Raw genomic sequence first — 15,806 nt, forward strand, 5'->3', positions numbered from 1 at the left:
TTCCATGAGAATGCAGATGAGGAAGCCGGCGCATGCCGGCTTCTTCGTTTCGCGCGTCAGCCGATGCCGGCGGCGATCAGGCCGATGGCGATGATCGCCAGCGGAATGGCCAGCAGGTTGAGACGGCCCAGGCGCTCGCCGAAACCGAGCACGCCCACCAGCGTGCCCAGCACCACCACGCCGATGTTCATCATCGAGAACACCACCGCCGGATGGTCCGGCAATGCGCGATGGGCTTTCACGTAGAACAGGATGTTGGCGAAGTTCAGCGTGCCCAGCAGCAGGCCGGCGCCGAGCGCGGCACCCGTTAACGCGACCCGCGTACGCCAGGCGCGTGCTCCCTGCATGCACAGCATCACCGTGAATGCGGCCACGAACGCCACCTGCAGCGAGGCGGCGAAGGGCGTGCCGGCCGCGGCCAGCCGCTTGAGCAGCACGTCCACGCTCGCGTAGCCGACCAGTACCGCCAGCGGCAGCGCCCAGGCCTGCCATCCGCCGCCGCGCGGACCGCGTTCCGGCCGCGCCACCAGGCAGGCGATCGCGACCACGCCAAGCACCAGTCCGGCGATGCGCAGCGCGTTCGCCTGCTCGCCGAACCACAGGAAGGCGGCCAGCAGCGACAGCACCAGCGACATCCGTTGCGCGATGTCGGTGCGCACGATGCCGGCGGCGCGCACCGAGGCCGACAGCGCCAGGAAGATGCCGGGCAGCAGCAGTGCGAGCAGCCCCAGTTCGGCCCAGGGCGTGTCCGCGTGGCCGAGAGCCGCCAGCGGCGGGTCCAGCAGGCCGAAGCACAGCAGCGAGGCGGCCAGATAGTTCCAGGTGATGCCCTGGGCCGTGTCGATCCCGCGCCGCTGCATCAGTTTGAGCAGCACGGAGACCAGCACGCTGCAGGCGACGCTGATGAGCAGGTAGGCCACGGCACAGCTCGACAAGGGGGCGGGCGATTATCGCGCAACCGGCGGTGGCCCTATTGCCGGGAGAACGCGGCTGATGGCCTGTTGGTTTCGCATTTTCCGTGCTTGCCAGCATGGCGGCCGCCATGGCCTATCATCCGCACGGGGGACACCGGCATCCGCGCCGCGGTCGCCCGTGCCGATGGAACGCTTCCGCTTCGGGAGCGACAACCTTTCAAGGAGTGACTTCAGTGAGCAGGGGAATGAACAAGACCGTACGTATCACCGCCGGCATGCTGGCGCTCGTGGCCACGTTGCCCGCGCTTGCCCAGCGCCAGAGCGCGCAGGACCAGCGCAAGCAGCAGATGGCCGAAATCCCGACCTGCAGCAAGCCGCTGGGCACGATCTCGGTGATCGAGCCGGAGGACGGCGTGAACTGGTGGAGCGGCCAGCAGCTGCCGGCACCGTCGAAGCTGATCAAGGTCTTCGTCAACAAGTCGCGCTGCTTCACGCTGGTGGACCGTGGCGTGGGCATGGGTGCGGCGATGGCCGAGCGCGACCTGGCCGCCAGCGGCGAGCTGCGCAACCGCTCCAACATCGGCAAGGGCCAGATCCGTGCGGCGGACTACGTGCTGGTGCCCGACCTGATCTCGCAGAACAGCAACGCGGGCGGCAACGCCATCAGCGGCCTGCTGGGCGGGCTGATGGGCGGCAACGTCGGTCGTGTGGTCGGCGGGCTGGACTTCAAGAAGAAGACCGCCGACGTGGTGCTGACGGTCACCGACGTGCGTTCGTCCGAGCAGGTCGCCATGGCCGAGGGCAGCGCCAAGAAGACCGACATCGGCTGGGGCGCGGGCGGCAGCCTGTTCACCGGCAGCCATTGGGGCGGCGGTGGCGCCAGCGGCTACGCCAACACCGAGATCGGCCAGGTCATCACGCTGGCCTACCTGCAGGCCTACACCAACCTGGTGACTGAGCTGGGTGGCCTGTCCGGCAACGCGTCCGCGTCGAACGCCCAGCAGGCGGTGGAGATGACCAAGCCCGGCCGCCTGTTCGCCAACTCCAAGGGCACCGGCAAGGCCGTGCGCGACCTGGACCCCGGCATGATGCTGTACCCCACCGGCAACAAGGAGGGCGTCATGTGGGAAGTCGAGGACGAACTGGGCAACAAGGGCTGGGTCTCGTCCAGCCTGGTGCAGCTGGCGCGCTGAGCCATCTGTCGCATGTGCACGAAGGGCCGCGAAAGCGGCCCTTCGTCGTTCCGGAATGGCCGCGGCTTGGCTTTCGCGCCCGGCGTCCCAATAATTCCCGCATGGAAATCAAATCCGACAACCCCGAACACGGCTTCCAGTTCCCCGGCACCTTCGAGCTCAGCGCGATGGGCACGGCCGGCACGGGGCTGGAGACCGAACTGCCGCGCCTGCTGGAATCGGCCGGCGTGGAGGTCCTGCACGAGGACATCACCTGGAAGCACTCGGCCAACGGCAAGTACGTGTCGGTGCGCATCCGCTTCCGCGCGGAAGACCGTGCCCAGTACGACGCCGCCCACCAGTCGCTGCGCGATCACCCGGAAGTGAAGTGGACGCTGTGAGCGCGCCTTGCATCGTCCGCGAACTGGGTCGCCAGCCGTATGAGCCGGTGTGGCGCGCGATGCAGCGCTTCACCGACGCGCGCACCGACGCCACCGTCGACGAGCTGTGGCTGGTCGAGCACGATCCGGTGTTCACCCTCGGGCAGGCCGGCAAGGACGAGCACGTGCTGGCGCCGGGCGACATCCCGGTGGTGCACGTCGATCGCGGCGGGCAGGTGACCTATCACGGGCCCGGTCAGATCGTGGCGTACCCGCTGTTCGACCTGAAGCGCCTGAAGGTGGGCGTGCGCGACTACGTCTGCAGGATCGAGCAGGCGATGATCGACACGCTGGCCGAATGGAACATCCACGCCGATCGCAAGGACGGCGCCCCCGGCGTTTACGTGGCCGGTGCCAAGATCGGCGCGCTCGGCATCCGCGTGCGTCGCGGCTGCACGTTCCATGGCCTGGCCTTCAACATCGCCATGGACCTGGAGCCCTTCCATCGCATCAACCCCTGCGGTTACCAGGGCCTGCAGGTGGTCTCGCTGGCGGACCTCGGCGGTCCCGGCGGCATGGACCAGGTGAAGTCGGTCTTGCTGAAGCACGTGGCCGACCAGTTCGGCCTGTCGCTGCGGCACGAGGCCGCATTGCCGGACCTGTCGCAGGCGGCGTGATCCAGCGTGTTGTAGGAGCGATGTCAGTCGCGACCGCACGGCCGGCCTGCTGGCGCGTGTGGAGGGAGTGCAAATGCATGCACCCTGACAACAAGCATCCTGACCACGGTTCAATGCCGAGTCGTGGTCCGCCGTCGCGACTGACGTCGCTCCTACAAAAGCCGTTGGCCCATGCCACAATCGGCCGCGATGAACGACGCGACCCTCTCCCTCGATGCAGAGCTTGAAGCACTGACCGAACGCGGACTGGCGCGCTTGCGAGCCGCGTCGGTGAACGTGGATGCGATGCTGGCCGACGCGCACGCCATCGAACGTGTTTCGCGCGTGATCGCCACCAGCGATTTCGCGCTGGAAACATTGCGCCGGCAGCCCGAACTTCTCGCAGCCCTGCTCCACGACGATGGCGCTGCGCCGTGGCCGGTGCCCGCGTTGGTCGCGGACAACGCCGCGCAATGGCCGGAGCTGCTTCGCCGCTATCGCGCGGCCGAATCCACGCGCCTGGTATGGCGCGACGTGCATGGCCTGGACACGGTCGACGACACGCTGGCGGGCACCACGCGCCTGGCGGAAGTCTGCCTGCAGACCGCACTCGACGCGCTGGAAGCCGAGTTCGCGCAACGCCATGGCGTGGTGCGCGCGACCGATGGCAGTGTGCAGCGCCTGGTGGTGTTCGGTCTGGGCAAGCTGGGCGGCGGCGAACTGAACTTCTCCTCCGACATCGATCTGGTCTACGCGTATCCGCAGGGCGGGGAGTCGGACGGCGCGCGACCGCTCGCCGCCGAGGATTACTTCATGCGGCTGGGCCAGCGGCTGGCGAAGCTGCTGGACGAGCCGACCGTCGACGGCTTCTGCCACCGCGTCGACCTGCGCCTGCGCCCGTTCGGCAATGCCGGGCGGGTGGCGCTTTCGTTCGCCGGCATGGACCAGTACTTCCAGCGTGAAGGACGCGACTGGGAACGTTATGCCTGGCTGAAGGCACGTGCCGTGGCTGGCGACATCGACGCGGGCGAGCGCTGGCTGGAGTCGCTGCGGCCGTTCGTCTACCGCCGCTACCTGGACTACACCGCGCTGGACGGCCTGCGCGAGATGAAGGCCGCCATCGCCGCGGAGGTCGCGCGCCGCGAGCTGGCCGACGACATCAAGCGGGGGCCCGGCGGCATCCGCGAAATCGAGTTCCTGGTGCAGGCCCTGCAGCTGATCCGTGGCGGGCGCGAAGCCGCGCTGCGCGAGCGGAGGCTGCGCATGGCCTTGCCCGCGCTGGTCGCTACGCGGCAGATGTCGGAAGAGGAGGGCGATGCGCTGGCGCAGGCCTACCGATTCCTGCGCCGGCTGGAGAACCGCCTGCAGATGTTGCGCGACGCGCAGACGCATGCGCTGCCGGAGGACGCGCTGGAGCGCCATCGCATCGCGCGCGGCCTGGATCATCCCGACTGGGACAGCCTTCGCGTGGCATTGGACCTGCAGCGCGCGCGGGTGTCGGCCGAGTTCGCCGAACTGCTCGCGCCGCGCCAGCGCGACGCTGCGCCGGATGCGTTGGCGCTGTACTGGCGGGCGCTGCCCGATGGCGGCGATGTGGAAACGCTGGCCGCGTCCGGATTCGCCGATGCGGGCAGCGCCGATGGTGCGCTGCGCGAGTTCGCCCAGTTCAGCGGCGTGCGCGCGCTGTCGGATGCGTCGCGTGCGCGGCTCGACCGCGTGCTGCCGGCCCTGCTCGATGCCTGCGCCCGGTCGTCGCAACCGGATGCGGCATTGCGGCGCGTACTGTCGCTGCTGCAGGCAATCCTGCGCCGCGCCAGCTACCTGGCGCTGCTGGACGAACAACCTAGTGCGCTGGGCCGGCTGGTCGACGTGCTGGCGCGTAGTGCGCTGCTGTCCGAGCGGTTGGCGCAGTATCCCTTGCTGCTGGACGAACTGCTGGATACCCGCGTTTCCGGCCCGATGCCCGACCGCGACGAGCTGCGCATCGAATGCGAGGCGGCGCTGGTGGAAGACGACCCGGAAACCTGCCTGCGGGTACTGAACGAACGGCGGCTCGCGCTGAGCTTCCGCGTGGCGCTGGCCGCGCTCGACGGTCGCCAGGCGGCGCGCGACAGCGTACGCCAGTTGGCGTGGCTGGCCGACGAAGTGGTCCGCGTGGTCGTGCAGGTCGCCACGCGCGATGTCGCGTCTGTCCATGGCGTTGTCGCCGGCGGGCGGTTCGCGGTGATCGGCTACGGCAGCCTGGGCGGCGAGGAACTCGGCTTCGGTTCGGACCTGGATCTCGTCTTCCTGTTCGATGCACCGCCGGGGGCGGAATCCGACGGCGCACGCCCGATGGAGGCCGGTCGCTGGTATGCGCGGCTGGCGCAGAAGATCGTCGCGCTGCTCGGCGCGGTAACCGCGGCGGGCCGGCTGTACGACGTGGACGTGCGCCTGCGCCCGGATGGCGCCAAGGGTCTGCTGGTCTCGTCGCTGGCCAGCTTCCGCGAGTACCAGCGCGAGCGCGCATGGACATGGGAACACCAGGCGCTGGTGCGCGCGCGCGGCGTGGCCGGCGACGCCATGCTGTTGCAGGCGTTCGAGGACATCCGCACGACGACGCTGGCGCGTTCGCGCGAAGGCGGCGTGTTGCGCGACGAGGTGGTGAAGATGCGGGCCCGCATGCGCGCCGAACTCGATCGCAGCGACGTCGCACGCTTCGACCTGAAGCAGGGCGCGGGAGGCCTGGTCGACCTGGAGTTCCTGCTGCAGTACCTGGTGCTGCGCGATGCGGAAGCGCAGCCGGCGCTGCTGCAGCCACGCGCCACGCCGGGCCTGATCGCCGCGCTGGCGACCGAAGGCGCATTGTCCGCGGAGGAAGCAAGCGCGCTGGATGCGGTCCACGCCACGTTCGTTGCCGAGGGCCTGGCCTGCCCGCTGGACCGGCGCCCGCGGCTGGTGGGGGAGAACGCGGCGCTGGCGACGGCGCGCGCGGTGGTGATGCGGACGACCCTCGCGCACGGCCTTCCGTCCGACACGCCGTAGGCGCGGGTGGGTACTGCTCGCTGTCATCCCCTGTAGGAGCGGGCCATGCCCGCGATGCTCTTGATTCGGCATACAGAGCAAAGGCATCGCGGGCATGGCCCGCTCCTACAAGCGAGCGTTTCGCAGCCTTGCGGGGGCGCCCGTTGCTAGCGGTCAGGAAGGTCCAGGCGCGCGCGTACTTCGGCGGCGATGCGCGCGGTCTCGCGCAGGGGTTCGCCGCCGAACGGTGCCTGCCCGTCGGCGAGATCGCGGACGCGACCATGCCGCAGCAGCGCATCGATGAAGCGGCGGGGGCGTCCGGTGACGCGCTCGGGTTCGAACACCTGCACCGGCGCGCGCGTACCGCAGGCCTCAGACAGCATGTTGACCGAGTCCGGCGTGCAGACGATGCGGTCGGCCCAGGCCAACTGGCCCGCATAGGGATTCGGGCCATCGGGGGCGCCGCACCAGAGCAGGGTGTTTGCGCGTGCCGACCATCGCTGGCGCACCGCGTCGACCACCCCGGGCGGCGTGCGCCGCGACGTGGTGACCATCAGGCTCTGCGTGGCAGATGCGGTGTCGAGAAGGGTCACCAGTCGCCCCAAGGCCGCGGCATCGAACCGGTAGTGCGCGCTGTCGCCGCCCAGCAGCACCGCGGTACGCGGCGAGGGCAGGGCGGCGAACGAGGGAAAGGCGGCACGCGCGTCCGCGAGCCAGGCGTCGTCGACCGGATTCAGGCTGCCCAGCAGGGTGAGGACGTTCGGGCCGGTGAGGCCATCGTGCTCGGGTGCGATGACGAGATCCCAGTGCGACGGATCGATTCTGGGATCGAGGATCTGGATGGCGCGGCTGCCGCGCATGCGCAGCAGGCGCGTCGCCAGTGCCGCCTGCCGGCCGCAGCCGATCGCCAGCGCGGGTGGCTGCATCTGCAGGTGGTGGAATGCCGTACCGAAAGCATGGGTTGCGCCCGGCAGCAGGTGGGGCGCGACCCAGCGCCACGGCGCGCGTGGCGAAAGCACCGCCTCGCGCGCTTCGCCGCCGAGTGCACGCGCCAACGACTGCGCCTGGCGTACGTTGCCGGCGTGGCCATCGGTCAGTGTACAGAGGCCGCGTGAATCGGCCAGGGCGGGGCTTGTTCGTTCCACTGGTTAAAACAATCCGTTCCGGGGCGGTTGGATGTTGCCATAGTCAGGACACTCTACACTGCCCCCTCGCGCCGCCGGCCCCGCCGCTGCAGCGGCTCCCTTCCTTGCGACAGGTAACCCATGTCCCACGCTCTCGATGCCGCCTCGCTCGACCAGTTGTTCCGCACCGCCCGCACCTACAACGCCTTCACCGGCGAGGTCAGCGACGACACCCTGCGCCAGCTGTACGACCTGCTGAAGTTCGGCCCCACCCAGGCCAACACCACCCCGGCACGCTTCGTGTTCGTGAAGTCGGCCGAGGCCAAGGCCAAGCTGGGTCCGGCGCTGGACGAGGGCAACTACGCCAAGACGATGGCGGCGCCGGTCACCGTGATCATCGGCCGCGACGAGGACTTCCACGAGAAGCTGCCGTTCCTGTTCCCGCATACCGACGCCAAGGCCTGGTTCGACGGCCCGCGCGAGAACCGCTTCAAGCCCGCGCTGCGCAATGCCAGCCTGCAGGCGGCCTATCTGATCATCGCCGCGCGCGCGCTGGGCCTGGATGCCGGCCCGATGACCGGCTTCAACGCCGCCAAGGTCGATGAGGCCTTCTTCGCCGGCACCGCCATCAAGTCGGACATCCTGGTCAACCTGGGCCATGGCGACCCGGCCAGCATCTTCCCGCGTTCCCCGCGACTGGGCTTCGACGAAGCCGCACGCATCCTCTGATATCCCCACCACCCGGAGATTCCCCATGCGCAAGACCCTGATCGCTGCCGCCCTGTTCGCCTTCGCCGGCTCCGCCTTCGCCGCGCCGGTGACGTACAAGCTCGACCCCGGCCACACCAACGTGCTGGCCAGCTGGAACCATTTCGGCTACTCCAACCCGAGCATCAACTTCGGCCAGGTCGATGGCACGCTGGTCTATGACGCCGACCAGGTCTCCGCCTCCAGCGTCCAGGTCACCCTGCCGCTGACCGGCCTGAGCGCGCTGGCCGACCAGTTCTACGACCACCTGACCAGCGACAAGTGGTTCGACGCCGCCAAGTATCCCGCTGCCACCTTCAAGAGCACGCGGGTCGAGGCCGCGGGCGATGGCAAGCTGAAGGTCACCGGCGATCTGACCATCAAGGGCGTCACCAGGCCGGTGGTGCTGGACGTGACCCTGAACAAGGCCGGCGAGCATCCGATGAAGAAGGTGCCGGCGATCGGCTTCGACGCCACCGCCACCGTCAAGCGCAGCGACTTCGGTGTGGGCGCCTACGCCCCGATGGTCAGCGACGAGGTGGCGCTGAAGATCACCACCGAAGCGACCGCCGACGCCGCGAAGTGATTCCTTGCGATCCGGCGCGCCTCCCTCCGCCGGCATCGCCAGAAGGACGCGCCGCCCCGCTGATGCCGGGCGGCGTTTTTTTGCCGGCCCGTTCGTTGGGCGCCGGTGGCGCCGGCTGCTAGACTGGCGACCTTGTTCCACCACCGCCTGCACCGCCATGAGCCAGACCGCCACCGCGCCCGCCAACGCCGAGAAGCGCTACACCGTGAGCCGCGCGGACCTGCCGCTGAGCTGCCCGCTGCCGTCGATGGCGCTGTGGAATTCGCACCCGCGCGTCTACCTGCCCATCGAGGATGCCCCGGGTGGCGAGGTGCAGTGCCCCTACTGCGGTTCGCACTTCGTCCTGGCCGACTGACCGGCGGATGCGGTCACGCCGCATCGACGATCGACCATGCGCCGGCTGACCGTCGTCCAGCTGCTGCCGGCGCTGGAATCCGGCGGCGTCGAACGCTCCACTCTCGAGATCGCCGACGCGCTGGTGCGCGCCGGGCATCGCGCCGTCGTGGTCTCGGCCGGCGGTCGCCTCGTGCCGACACTGCAGGCATCGGGCGCAGAACACGTCACCCTGGACATCGGCCGCAAGTCGCTGCTGACGCTGCGCCACGTTCCGGCGCTGCGTCGGCTGTTGGCCGACGTCGGGACCGACATCGTGCATGCGCGTTCGCGGCTTCCTGCATGGATCGGGCTGAGCGCACTGCGCGGCATGCCGGCGCCATCGCGCCCGCGTTTCGTCACCACCATGCATGGGTTGAACTCGCCCGGGCGCTACAGCGCGGTGATGACGCGTGGCGAACGGGTGGTCTGCGTATCGGACACCGTGCGCCGCTACCTGCTGCAGCACTATCCGTGCACGGATCCGGACAGGCTGGTCGTGATCCCGCGCGGCATCGATCCGGCGCAGTTCCCGCGTGCGCCGTCGCCCGATCCCGCCGCGCGGGCGTGGGCGGCCGGGCAACATCCCGCGCTCGCCGGTGCAGGTCCGCTGTTGCTGCTGCCCGGGCGCGGCACGCGCCTGAAGGGCCATCACGATGCCATCGCCCTGCTCGTGCGCCTGCGCGGGGCCGGCATCGAGGCATGCCTGTGGATGCCGGGTACGCGCGAAGCGGGGCGCGAGCCATACGTTCTGGAGCTCGAAGCCGAAGCGCGACGCGCGGGCTGCGCGCATGCGATCGCGATCACGCCACCCACCGCGGGCATCGCGCGCGCCTATGCCGCCAGCGACCTAGTACTGCAGCTGTCGCGCAAGCCTGAAGCCTTCGGGCGTACCGTCATCGAAAGCTTGTCGGTGGGCCGCCCGGTGGTCGGTTGGGCGCATGGCGGCGTGGGCGAGTTGCTGGCGGAACTGCAACCGCAGGGTGTCGTACCGGCGTTCGACGAAACCCACCTGTTCGACACGACGCGGACGATGCTCGCCCATCCGCCGCCGCCATTGGCTACGATGCACGCCTACACCCTGCGCGCCATGCAGGACGCCACGCTCGCCCTTTACCACGATCTCGCCGATGACCGCCGACACGCCATCGCTCCCTGACACGCAAGGCCAGCGACGCACCCACGGATGGCGCTGGGCGCCCGCATGGGTGTTGACGTTCGTCGCGCTGTGGCCGGCACCGGGCTATGCCGAGGCCGTGATGGTGCTGGGTGCGCTGGCCGCCATCGTGCGCCTGCTGCTGGACCGTTTCCGCGGAGGCACGCGGTTGCTGAGTGGCGCGGCCTGGGCGCTGACCAGCGCGCTGTTCGCCGCCTACTGGCTGCCGCAAGCCATCTCGGCCGTCGATGCCGTCGATGCGGGGCGCGCGCTGCGCGAGGCGGCGGTGGATCTTCGCTACCTGCCATTCCTGTGGCTGGTCGCGGCATCGGTTGCCAATGCGCAGGCGCGGCGCGTTACGTTCAATGGCCTGGCCGTGATCGTGGGCATCTGGACCCTGGATGCGCTGGCGCAGGTGGTGTCCGGCACCAGCCCGCTGTTCTGGGGCCTGGACCAGCTGAAGCAGCTCATCAGCGGGCGGCCGATGTGCACGGTCGAGCAGATTGCCGGCATCGACCGATTGAGCGGCTTTCTCGGCCCGTGCAACCGCAAGCTCGGCGTGGTGATGGCCAGCCTGTCGCCCTTCCTGCTGTTTGCCGCAGCCGCGCGCCTGCGAGTGGCCGGATGGCTGTTGGCGTCTGCGGCGATCGGCGTGGTGGTTCTCCTGGCCGGTGCGCGCGCCGCGTGGATCACCTATGCGCTGGTGCTGGTCTTCTCCGGCTGGAAGCTGCTGGGCTGGAAGCGGCTCCTGGGCGTGTTCGGCTTCGGTCTCGTGGTGCTGGGCGTACTCGCCGTCGCCTCCACGCAGGTGCGCGAGCGCTCCTGTTGACCACGCATGTGCTCACCGCCGACGAAGCAGGCGTGGACACCGCGTTGTCCGGCCGCGCGCAGATCTGGTCCGCCGCCGGTTGCATGATCGCGGAGCATCCGGTCAACGGCGTCGGCGCGCGTGGCTTCCGCCAGGCATACCCGGACTGCGATGCCAGCCCGGGGTCGCGCCCGGCCTGGGGCCAGGGACCGGCGTTGCACGCACACCAGCTGGTACTGGAGGTGCTCAGCGAGACCGGCATCATCGGCCTGCTGCTCTGGCTGGCAGGCGCCGCGCTGGCATGGCGCGCATGGCGTTATGCCGCACCGCAGGCGAAGGGACGTGCGCGGCCGGCGATGCTGGCGCTGGCGGTGACCGTCTTCCCGTTCAACACCCACCTGGCGTTCTACTCCACGTTCTGGGGCGGGCTGACGCTGATGCTGGCGGCGCTGTACGCCGGCAGCCTGCTGGCGCGCGATGACGACTGAGCCGCGGCGTGTCCCGCGCTGCGCGTTCGTCGCGCCCGCGAACCTGCTGGGGATCGTGATTGCGGCCCTGCCGCAGCGCATGCTGCTGGCGCTGGGCGCGATGGCGACGTGGCTGCTGTGGCCGGCGCTGGGCAAGCGGCGTCGCTATGCGGCCACCAACATCGCCCTGTGCTTTCCCGAACTGGACCCCACGGCGCAGGCGCGGCTGCTGCGCGCCAACCTGCGGGCGACGGTGACGGGCCTGCTGGAGCTCGTGCGCGGCTGGTTCGCTTCGCCGCACCGCCTGCGGGGACTGGCCGAGGTGGAAGGCCTGGAACACCTGCGTGCCGCGCGCGCGCGCGGTCAGGGCGTATTGCTGTTCGGCGGCCACTTCCCGCACTCGGAACTGTGTGCGCGCCTGCTGGGCGAAGCACTGGGCGAGCGCCTGGCCATCGTGGCGCGCCACAACAACGATCCCTGCATCGAGCGCTGGCTGGACGGCGCGCGGCGTCGCGCGTTCGCCGACGTGATCGGCAAGAAGGACGTGCGCGGGCTGCTGCGCACGCTCTCGCGCGGCGGCATCGTGGCGTACTCCGCCGCCCAGGATTTCAACTACCAGAACGCCTTCGTGCCGTTTTTCGGCACCCCCGCCGCCACGCTGACGGCCACGCCCGACCTGGCACGGCGCAGCAACGCCGCGGTGCTGCCGTTCTGGTTCCATCGCGACGCGTCCGGACGGTACCGGCTGCGCGTGGAACCCACCTGGGACGGCTGGCCCAGCGGCGATCCCGCGCAGGATGCCGCGCGCTACATGGCCGAGCTCGAGGCAGTGGTGCGCCAGCATCCCGAGCAGTACCTGTGGGTGCACCGGCGCTTCAAGACGCGGCCGCCGGGCGAGCCGGACCTCTACCGGTAGAGCTCGCCGCGCCCGTCCGGCTGCCGCTTGAAGCGGCGATGGATCCAGAGGTACTGCGTGGGCGCTTCGCGCACCATGGCTTCGATCGCGGCGATCACGCGCGCGGTGTCCGCGGTGGCGTCGTTCGAGGGGAAGTCCTCGAACGCAGGCGACAGCTTCAGCGTGTAGCCGCCATCCACGCGCCGCACGTGCGAAAACGCGATCACCGCCGCGCCGGACAGGCGCGCCAGCTGGTGGGTGGAGGTCAGGCTGTAGGCGGGATGGCCGAAGAACGGCACGAACACGCTTTCGCCGCGGCGTGTGTCCTGATCGGGCGCGAACCACAGCAGCCCGCCCTGCTTGAGGTGCTTCAGCGCCGGGCGCAGCTCGTCGCGGGTGAACATGGCGCTGGCGTAGCGCAGGCGGCCGCGTTTCACCGCCCACTCCATCGCGCCCTGGTCGTGCGGGCGGTACATGCCGGCCAGCGGTGCGTAGTCGCACATCAGGCGGGCCGAGATCTCCAGCGTGGTGAAGTGGCCCGACACGACGATCACGCCGCGCCCGCCGGCCTGCGCCGCCTTCAGGTGTTCCAGTCCCTCCACCCGGACGCCGCCGCGCATCGGCGCGACGCTGCCCCACCAGGCGCGTGCGAACTCGAACAGGCCGATGCCCAGTTCGCCGAAGTTGGCGCGCGCCAGCGCCTCCTGGCGCGACGCGTCCAGCTCCGGGAAGCACAAGGCGATGTTGCGCCGGGCCACGTGTCGGCGGTCGCGCAGCAGCCGGTACAGCAGGGCGCCGATGGCGCGGCCCAGCGGGCGCTGCAGGCGCCACGGGATGCGGGCGGCCAGCCATGCCAGACCGATGCCCAGCCACGCGGGCCATTGCCGCGGTGCCATGGGCGGGCGCTCGCCGGCGTCGGAGGATCGCTTCTCGGGTTCGGCCATGGCCCATTGTAGCGGCGCCCCCGGTTATCCTTGTGGCCCATGTCCGACCGCACCGCCGAACGCCTGCTGCGCGCCCTGTATTCGGCGGTGCTTTACGTACTGACGCCGATCACCGTCTACCACCTGATCTGGCGCGGTTTCCGCTATCCGGAATACTTCCAGCGCTGGAACGAGCGCTACGGCAGCTACGGCACGCCCGGCGGCGCGGTGGATGTCTGGCTGCATGCGGTGTCGGTGGGCGAAGTCAATGCGGCCGCACCGGTGGTCGATGCGCTGTTGAAGCGGCATCGCGGCCTGCGCGTGCTCGTCACCACCATCACGCCGACCGGATCGCAGCGCGTCCAGGCGCTGTGGGGCGAGCGCGTGCTGCACGTGTATTCGCCCTACGACCTGCCCGGCGCGGTGGCGCGCTTCCTCAGCCACTACCCGCCGCGCTTGGCGCTGATCATGGAGACCGAGTTGTGGCCCAGCCTGCTGTTCGGCTGCCACGACCGCAAGGTGCCGGTCTACATCCTCAATGCGCGGCTGTCGGCGCGCTCGCTGCGGGGCTACAGCGTGCTGCGCCCGCTGATCGCGCGCACCCTGCGCACCGTGCGCAAGGTCGCGGCGCAGTCCGGCGACGACGCCGCCCGCTTCGTGCAGCTCGGCGCGCTGCCCACCCAGGTGCGCGATGTCGGCAACCTCAAGTTCGACATCCCGGTGCCGGACAACGTACGCGAGGTGGTGGACGGGTTCCGCCAGCATCTGAGCGGTGGCCGGCGCGTGTGGATCGCCGCCAGCACGCATGAGGACGAAGAAGCGCCGGTGCTGGCCCTGCACGCGCGTCTGCGCCGCCGCTGGCCCGACCTGCTGCTGCTGTGGGCGCCGCGGCACCCGGAACGGTTCCCGCGTGCGGCGGCTGCCGCGCGCGAGACAGGCTGGACGGTCGGCACGCGGCGCGCCGATCGCTGGCCTTCCGCGGGCGACGACGTGTTCGTGCTCGATACCCTGGGCGAACTGATGGCGTTCTACGCCTGCGCGGACGTGGCCTTCGTCGGTGGCAGCCTGCAGGCGATCGGCGGCCACAACATGCTGGAGCCGGCCGCAGTGGGGACGCCTGCGGTCACGGGCCCGCATCTGCACAACTTCAGCGAGATATCCCGCCGCCTGAAGGAGGCCGATGCGCTGGTGATCGCACCCGACGCGGCGGGTGTGGGCGATGCGATCGAGACCCTGCTGGCCGACGATGCGCGCCGGCAGCAGATGGCCGACCGCGGCCGCGCGCTGGTCGAGCACGGGCGTGGCGCGCTGGCCCGCACCCTGGCGATGATCGCACCGCACCTGCCGGCGCCGGTGGCATGAGCGCGGGGGTACCGCAGTCGCTGGCCGGCGTGCGTGTGCTGGACCTGACGCGCGTGCTGGCCGGTCCGTGGTGCACGCAGGTGCTCGCCGACCTGGGCGCGGACGTGATCAAGGTGGAACGTCCGGGCAGCGGCGACGATACGCGGGGCTGGGGGCCGCCCTTCCTGAAGGATGGCGAGGGCAACGAAACCCCGGAATCCGCGTATTACCTGTGCGCAAACCGCAACAAGCGCTCGCTGACGGTGGATCTCTCCAGCGCCGAGGGCCAGGCCGTCATCCGGCGGCTTGCGATGCGGAGCGACGTGCTGGTGGAGAATTTCAAGGTCGGCGACATGGCCCGCCATGGCCTGGACGCCGCCACGCTGCGGGCCGCCCATCCGCGGCTGGTGTACTGCTCGATCACCGGCTTCGGCCAGGACGGCCCGTATGCGCAGCGCGCCGGCTACGACTTCGCGGTGCAGGGGCTGGGTGGATTGATGAGCGTCACCGGGGCCGCCGACGGCGAGCCGCAGAAAGTCGGCGTGGCGGTAGCCGACCTGTTCACCGGCATGTACGCCACCGTGGCGATCCTCGCCGCGCTGCGCCATCGCGATGCGACCGGCGAAGGGCAGGTGATCGACATGGCGCTGCTGGATGCGCAGGTCGCGATGCTGGCCAATCTGGGCAGCCATTAACTGGTGGGTGGCGAAGTCCCTGCGCGCCAGGGCAACGCGCACGCCAACATCGTGCCGTACCAGGTCTTCGCGGTCGCCGACGGCCATATCATCGTCGCGGTCGGCAACGACCGGCAGTTCGCCCGGCTGTGCGAACTGCTCGGTCTCGCAGCGCTCGGGCAGGACGCGCGCTTTGCGACGAATGCGGGACGCGTGCGTCATCGCGATGCGTTGATCCCGGTCCTGCAACAGGCGTTCCGCGCGCGCGACCGGCATGCGTGCCTGGCCTCGCTGGAGGCAGCGGGCATTCCGTGCGGGCCGGTCAACGATCTGGCCGAGGTATTCGCCGATCCGCAGGTGCGGGCGCGCGGCATGGTCGTCGACGCTCCCCATCCGCATGCCGGCGCGTTGCCGCTGGTGGGTAGTCCGATCAAGCTGTCGGTAACACCGGTGCAACCGCCAAGCGCGCCGCCGCTGCTGGGCGAGCACACCGATGAGGTACTGCGTGAAGCGGGATACGGGGATGACGAAATCGCGGTGCTGCGTGCGCGCGGCGCGATCTGAGTCCTGACGGTAGGAGCGACGTGA

The 15,806-nt window shown here is 70.1% G+C and carries 13 protein-coding genes and 2 pseudogenes; 12 read left to right on the forward strand and 3 right to left on the reverse strand.

All coding sequences use genetic code 11. The annotated features are described in order from the left end of the window. Positions 1–56: 56 nt before the first annotated feature. A complete protein-coding gene (locus tag CSC76_RS00165; RefSeq protein ID WP_162108045.1) occupies positions 57–920 on the reverse strand; it encodes an EamA family transporter in 864 nt (287 codons plus the stop codon). A 239-nt stretch (positions 921–1,159) separates the two neighbouring features. On the opposite strand from CSC76_RS00165, the gene CSC76_RS00170 reads away from it, so the two are divergent. The 4 genes from CSC76_RS00170 to glnE all read left to right on the forward strand — a co-directional run bounded on the left by CSC76_RS00170 (position 1,160) and on the right by glnE (position 6,146). Continuing rightward, complete coding sequence (locus CSC76_RS00170) at positions 1,160–2,107, forward strand: CsgG/HfaB family protein (RefSeq protein ID WP_162108046.1); 948 nt, start codon at positions 1,160–1,162, stop codon at positions 2,105–2,107. Between the two features lie 101 nt (positions 2,108–2,208). Beyond that, positions 2,209–2,487 (forward strand): DUF493 family protein, encoded by a 279-nt coding sequence (locus CSC76_RS00175; protein WP_162108047.1) that lies wholly within the window; start codon positions 2,209–2,211, stop codon positions 2,485–2,487. Continuing rightward, a complete protein-coding gene (gene lipB, locus CSC76_RS00180; RefSeq protein ID WP_162108048.1) occupies positions 2,475–3,143 on the forward strand; it encodes a lipoyl(octanoyl) transferase LipB in 669 nt (222 codons plus the stop codon). The genes CSC76_RS00175 and lipB overlap by 13 nt, the downstream gene beginning before the upstream one ends. Positions 3,144–3,332: 189 nt before the next feature. Beyond that, on the forward strand, positions 3,333–6,146 hold the full coding sequence (gene glnE / locus CSC76_RS00185) for a bifunctional [glutamate--ammonia ligase]-adenylyl-L-tyrosine phosphorylase/[glutamate--ammonia-ligase] adenylyltransferase (protein ID WP_162108049.1): 2,814 nt from the start codon (positions 3,333–3,335) through the stop codon (positions 6,144–6,146). Between the two features lie 146 nt (positions 6,147–6,292). On the opposite strand, the gene CSC76_RS00190 is transcribed toward glnE, so the two are convergent. Then, on the reverse strand, positions 6,293–7,270 hold the full coding sequence (locus CSC76_RS00190) for a mitochondrial fission ELM1 family protein (protein WP_238394816.1): 978 nt from the start codon (positions 7,268–7,270) through the stop codon (positions 6,293–6,295). Between the two features lie 120 nt (positions 7,271–7,390). On the opposite strand from CSC76_RS00190, the gene CSC76_RS00195 reads away from it, so the two are divergent. From CSC76_RS00195 to CSC76_RS00220, 6 genes and pseudogenes are all read left to right on the forward strand, one after another. Beyond that, positions 7,391–7,978: a malonic semialdehyde reductase gene (locus CSC76_RS00195; RefSeq protein WP_162108050.1), complete on the forward strand. Its 588-nt coding sequence runs from the start codon at positions 7,391–7,393 to the stop codon at positions 7,976–7,978. A 25-nt stretch (positions 7,979–8,003) separates the two neighbouring features. Further along, the gene (locus CSC76_RS00200) at positions 8,004–8,582 is read left to right on the forward strand and encodes a YceI family protein (protein WP_162108051.1); all 579 of its coding nucleotides are present in this window, start codon (positions 8,004–8,006) and stop codon (positions 8,580–8,582) included. 157 nt (positions 8,583–8,739) lie between these two features. Continuing rightward, a complete protein-coding gene (locus CSC76_RS00205; RefSeq protein WP_162108052.1) occupies positions 8,740–8,937 on the forward strand; it encodes a zinc-finger domain-containing protein in 198 nt (65 codons plus the stop codon). A gap of 36 nt (positions 8,938–8,973) precedes the next feature. Further along, on the forward strand, positions 8,974–10,113 hold the full coding sequence (locus tag CSC76_RS00210) for a glycosyltransferase (RefSeq protein ID WP_162108053.1): 1,140 nt from the start codon (positions 8,974–8,976) through the stop codon (positions 10,111–10,113). Continuing rightward, a pseudogene (locus CSC76_RS00215) lies at positions 10,085–11,406 on the forward strand (O-antigen ligase family protein). Before CSC76_RS00210 ends, CSC76_RS00215 begins: the two are co-directional and overlap by 29 nt. Continuing rightward, the gene (locus CSC76_RS00220; RefSeq protein ID WP_162108054.1) at positions 11,396–12,301 is read left to right on the forward strand and encodes a lysophospholipid acyltransferase family protein; all 906 of its coding nucleotides are present in this window, start codon (positions 11,396–11,398) and stop codon (positions 12,299–12,301) included. The pseudogene CSC76_RS00215 and the gene CSC76_RS00220 overlap by 11 nt, the downstream one beginning before the upstream one ends. Here the strand turns inward: CSC76_RS00220 and lpxL are convergent. Beyond that, positions 12,292–13,224: an LpxL/LpxP family Kdo(2)-lipid IV(A) lauroyl/palmitoleoyl acyltransferase gene (lpxL, locus tag CSC76_RS00225; RefSeq protein ID WP_162108055.1), complete on the reverse strand. Its 933-nt coding sequence runs from the start codon at positions 13,222–13,224 to the stop codon at positions 12,292–12,294. The two genes, CSC76_RS00220 and lpxL, sit on opposite strands and share 10 nt — an antisense overlap. A 39-nt stretch (positions 13,225–13,263) precedes the next feature. On the opposite strand from lpxL, the gene waaA reads away from it, so the two are divergent. Both waaA and CSC76_RS18935 read left to right on the forward strand, forming a co-directional pair. After that, positions 13,264–14,565: a lipid IV(A) 3-deoxy-D-manno-octulosonic acid transferase gene (waaA, locus tag CSC76_RS00230; RefSeq protein ID WP_162108056.1), complete on the forward strand. Its 1,302-nt coding sequence runs from the start codon at positions 13,264–13,266 to the stop codon at positions 14,563–14,565. Next, positions 14,562–15,782: pseudogene (locus tag CSC76_RS18935) on the forward strand (CaiB/BaiF CoA transferase family protein). Before waaA ends, CSC76_RS18935 begins: the two are co-directional and overlap by 4 nt. The last annotated feature ends 24 nt before the right edge of the window (positions 15,783–15,806 follow it).

Origin of the sequence: Pseudoxanthomonas mexicana (assembly GCF_010093385.1) — a bacterium.
Lineage (GTDB): Bacteria > Pseudomonadota > Gammaproteobacteria > Xanthomonadales > Xanthomonadaceae > Pseudoxanthomonas_A > Pseudoxanthomonas_A mexicana.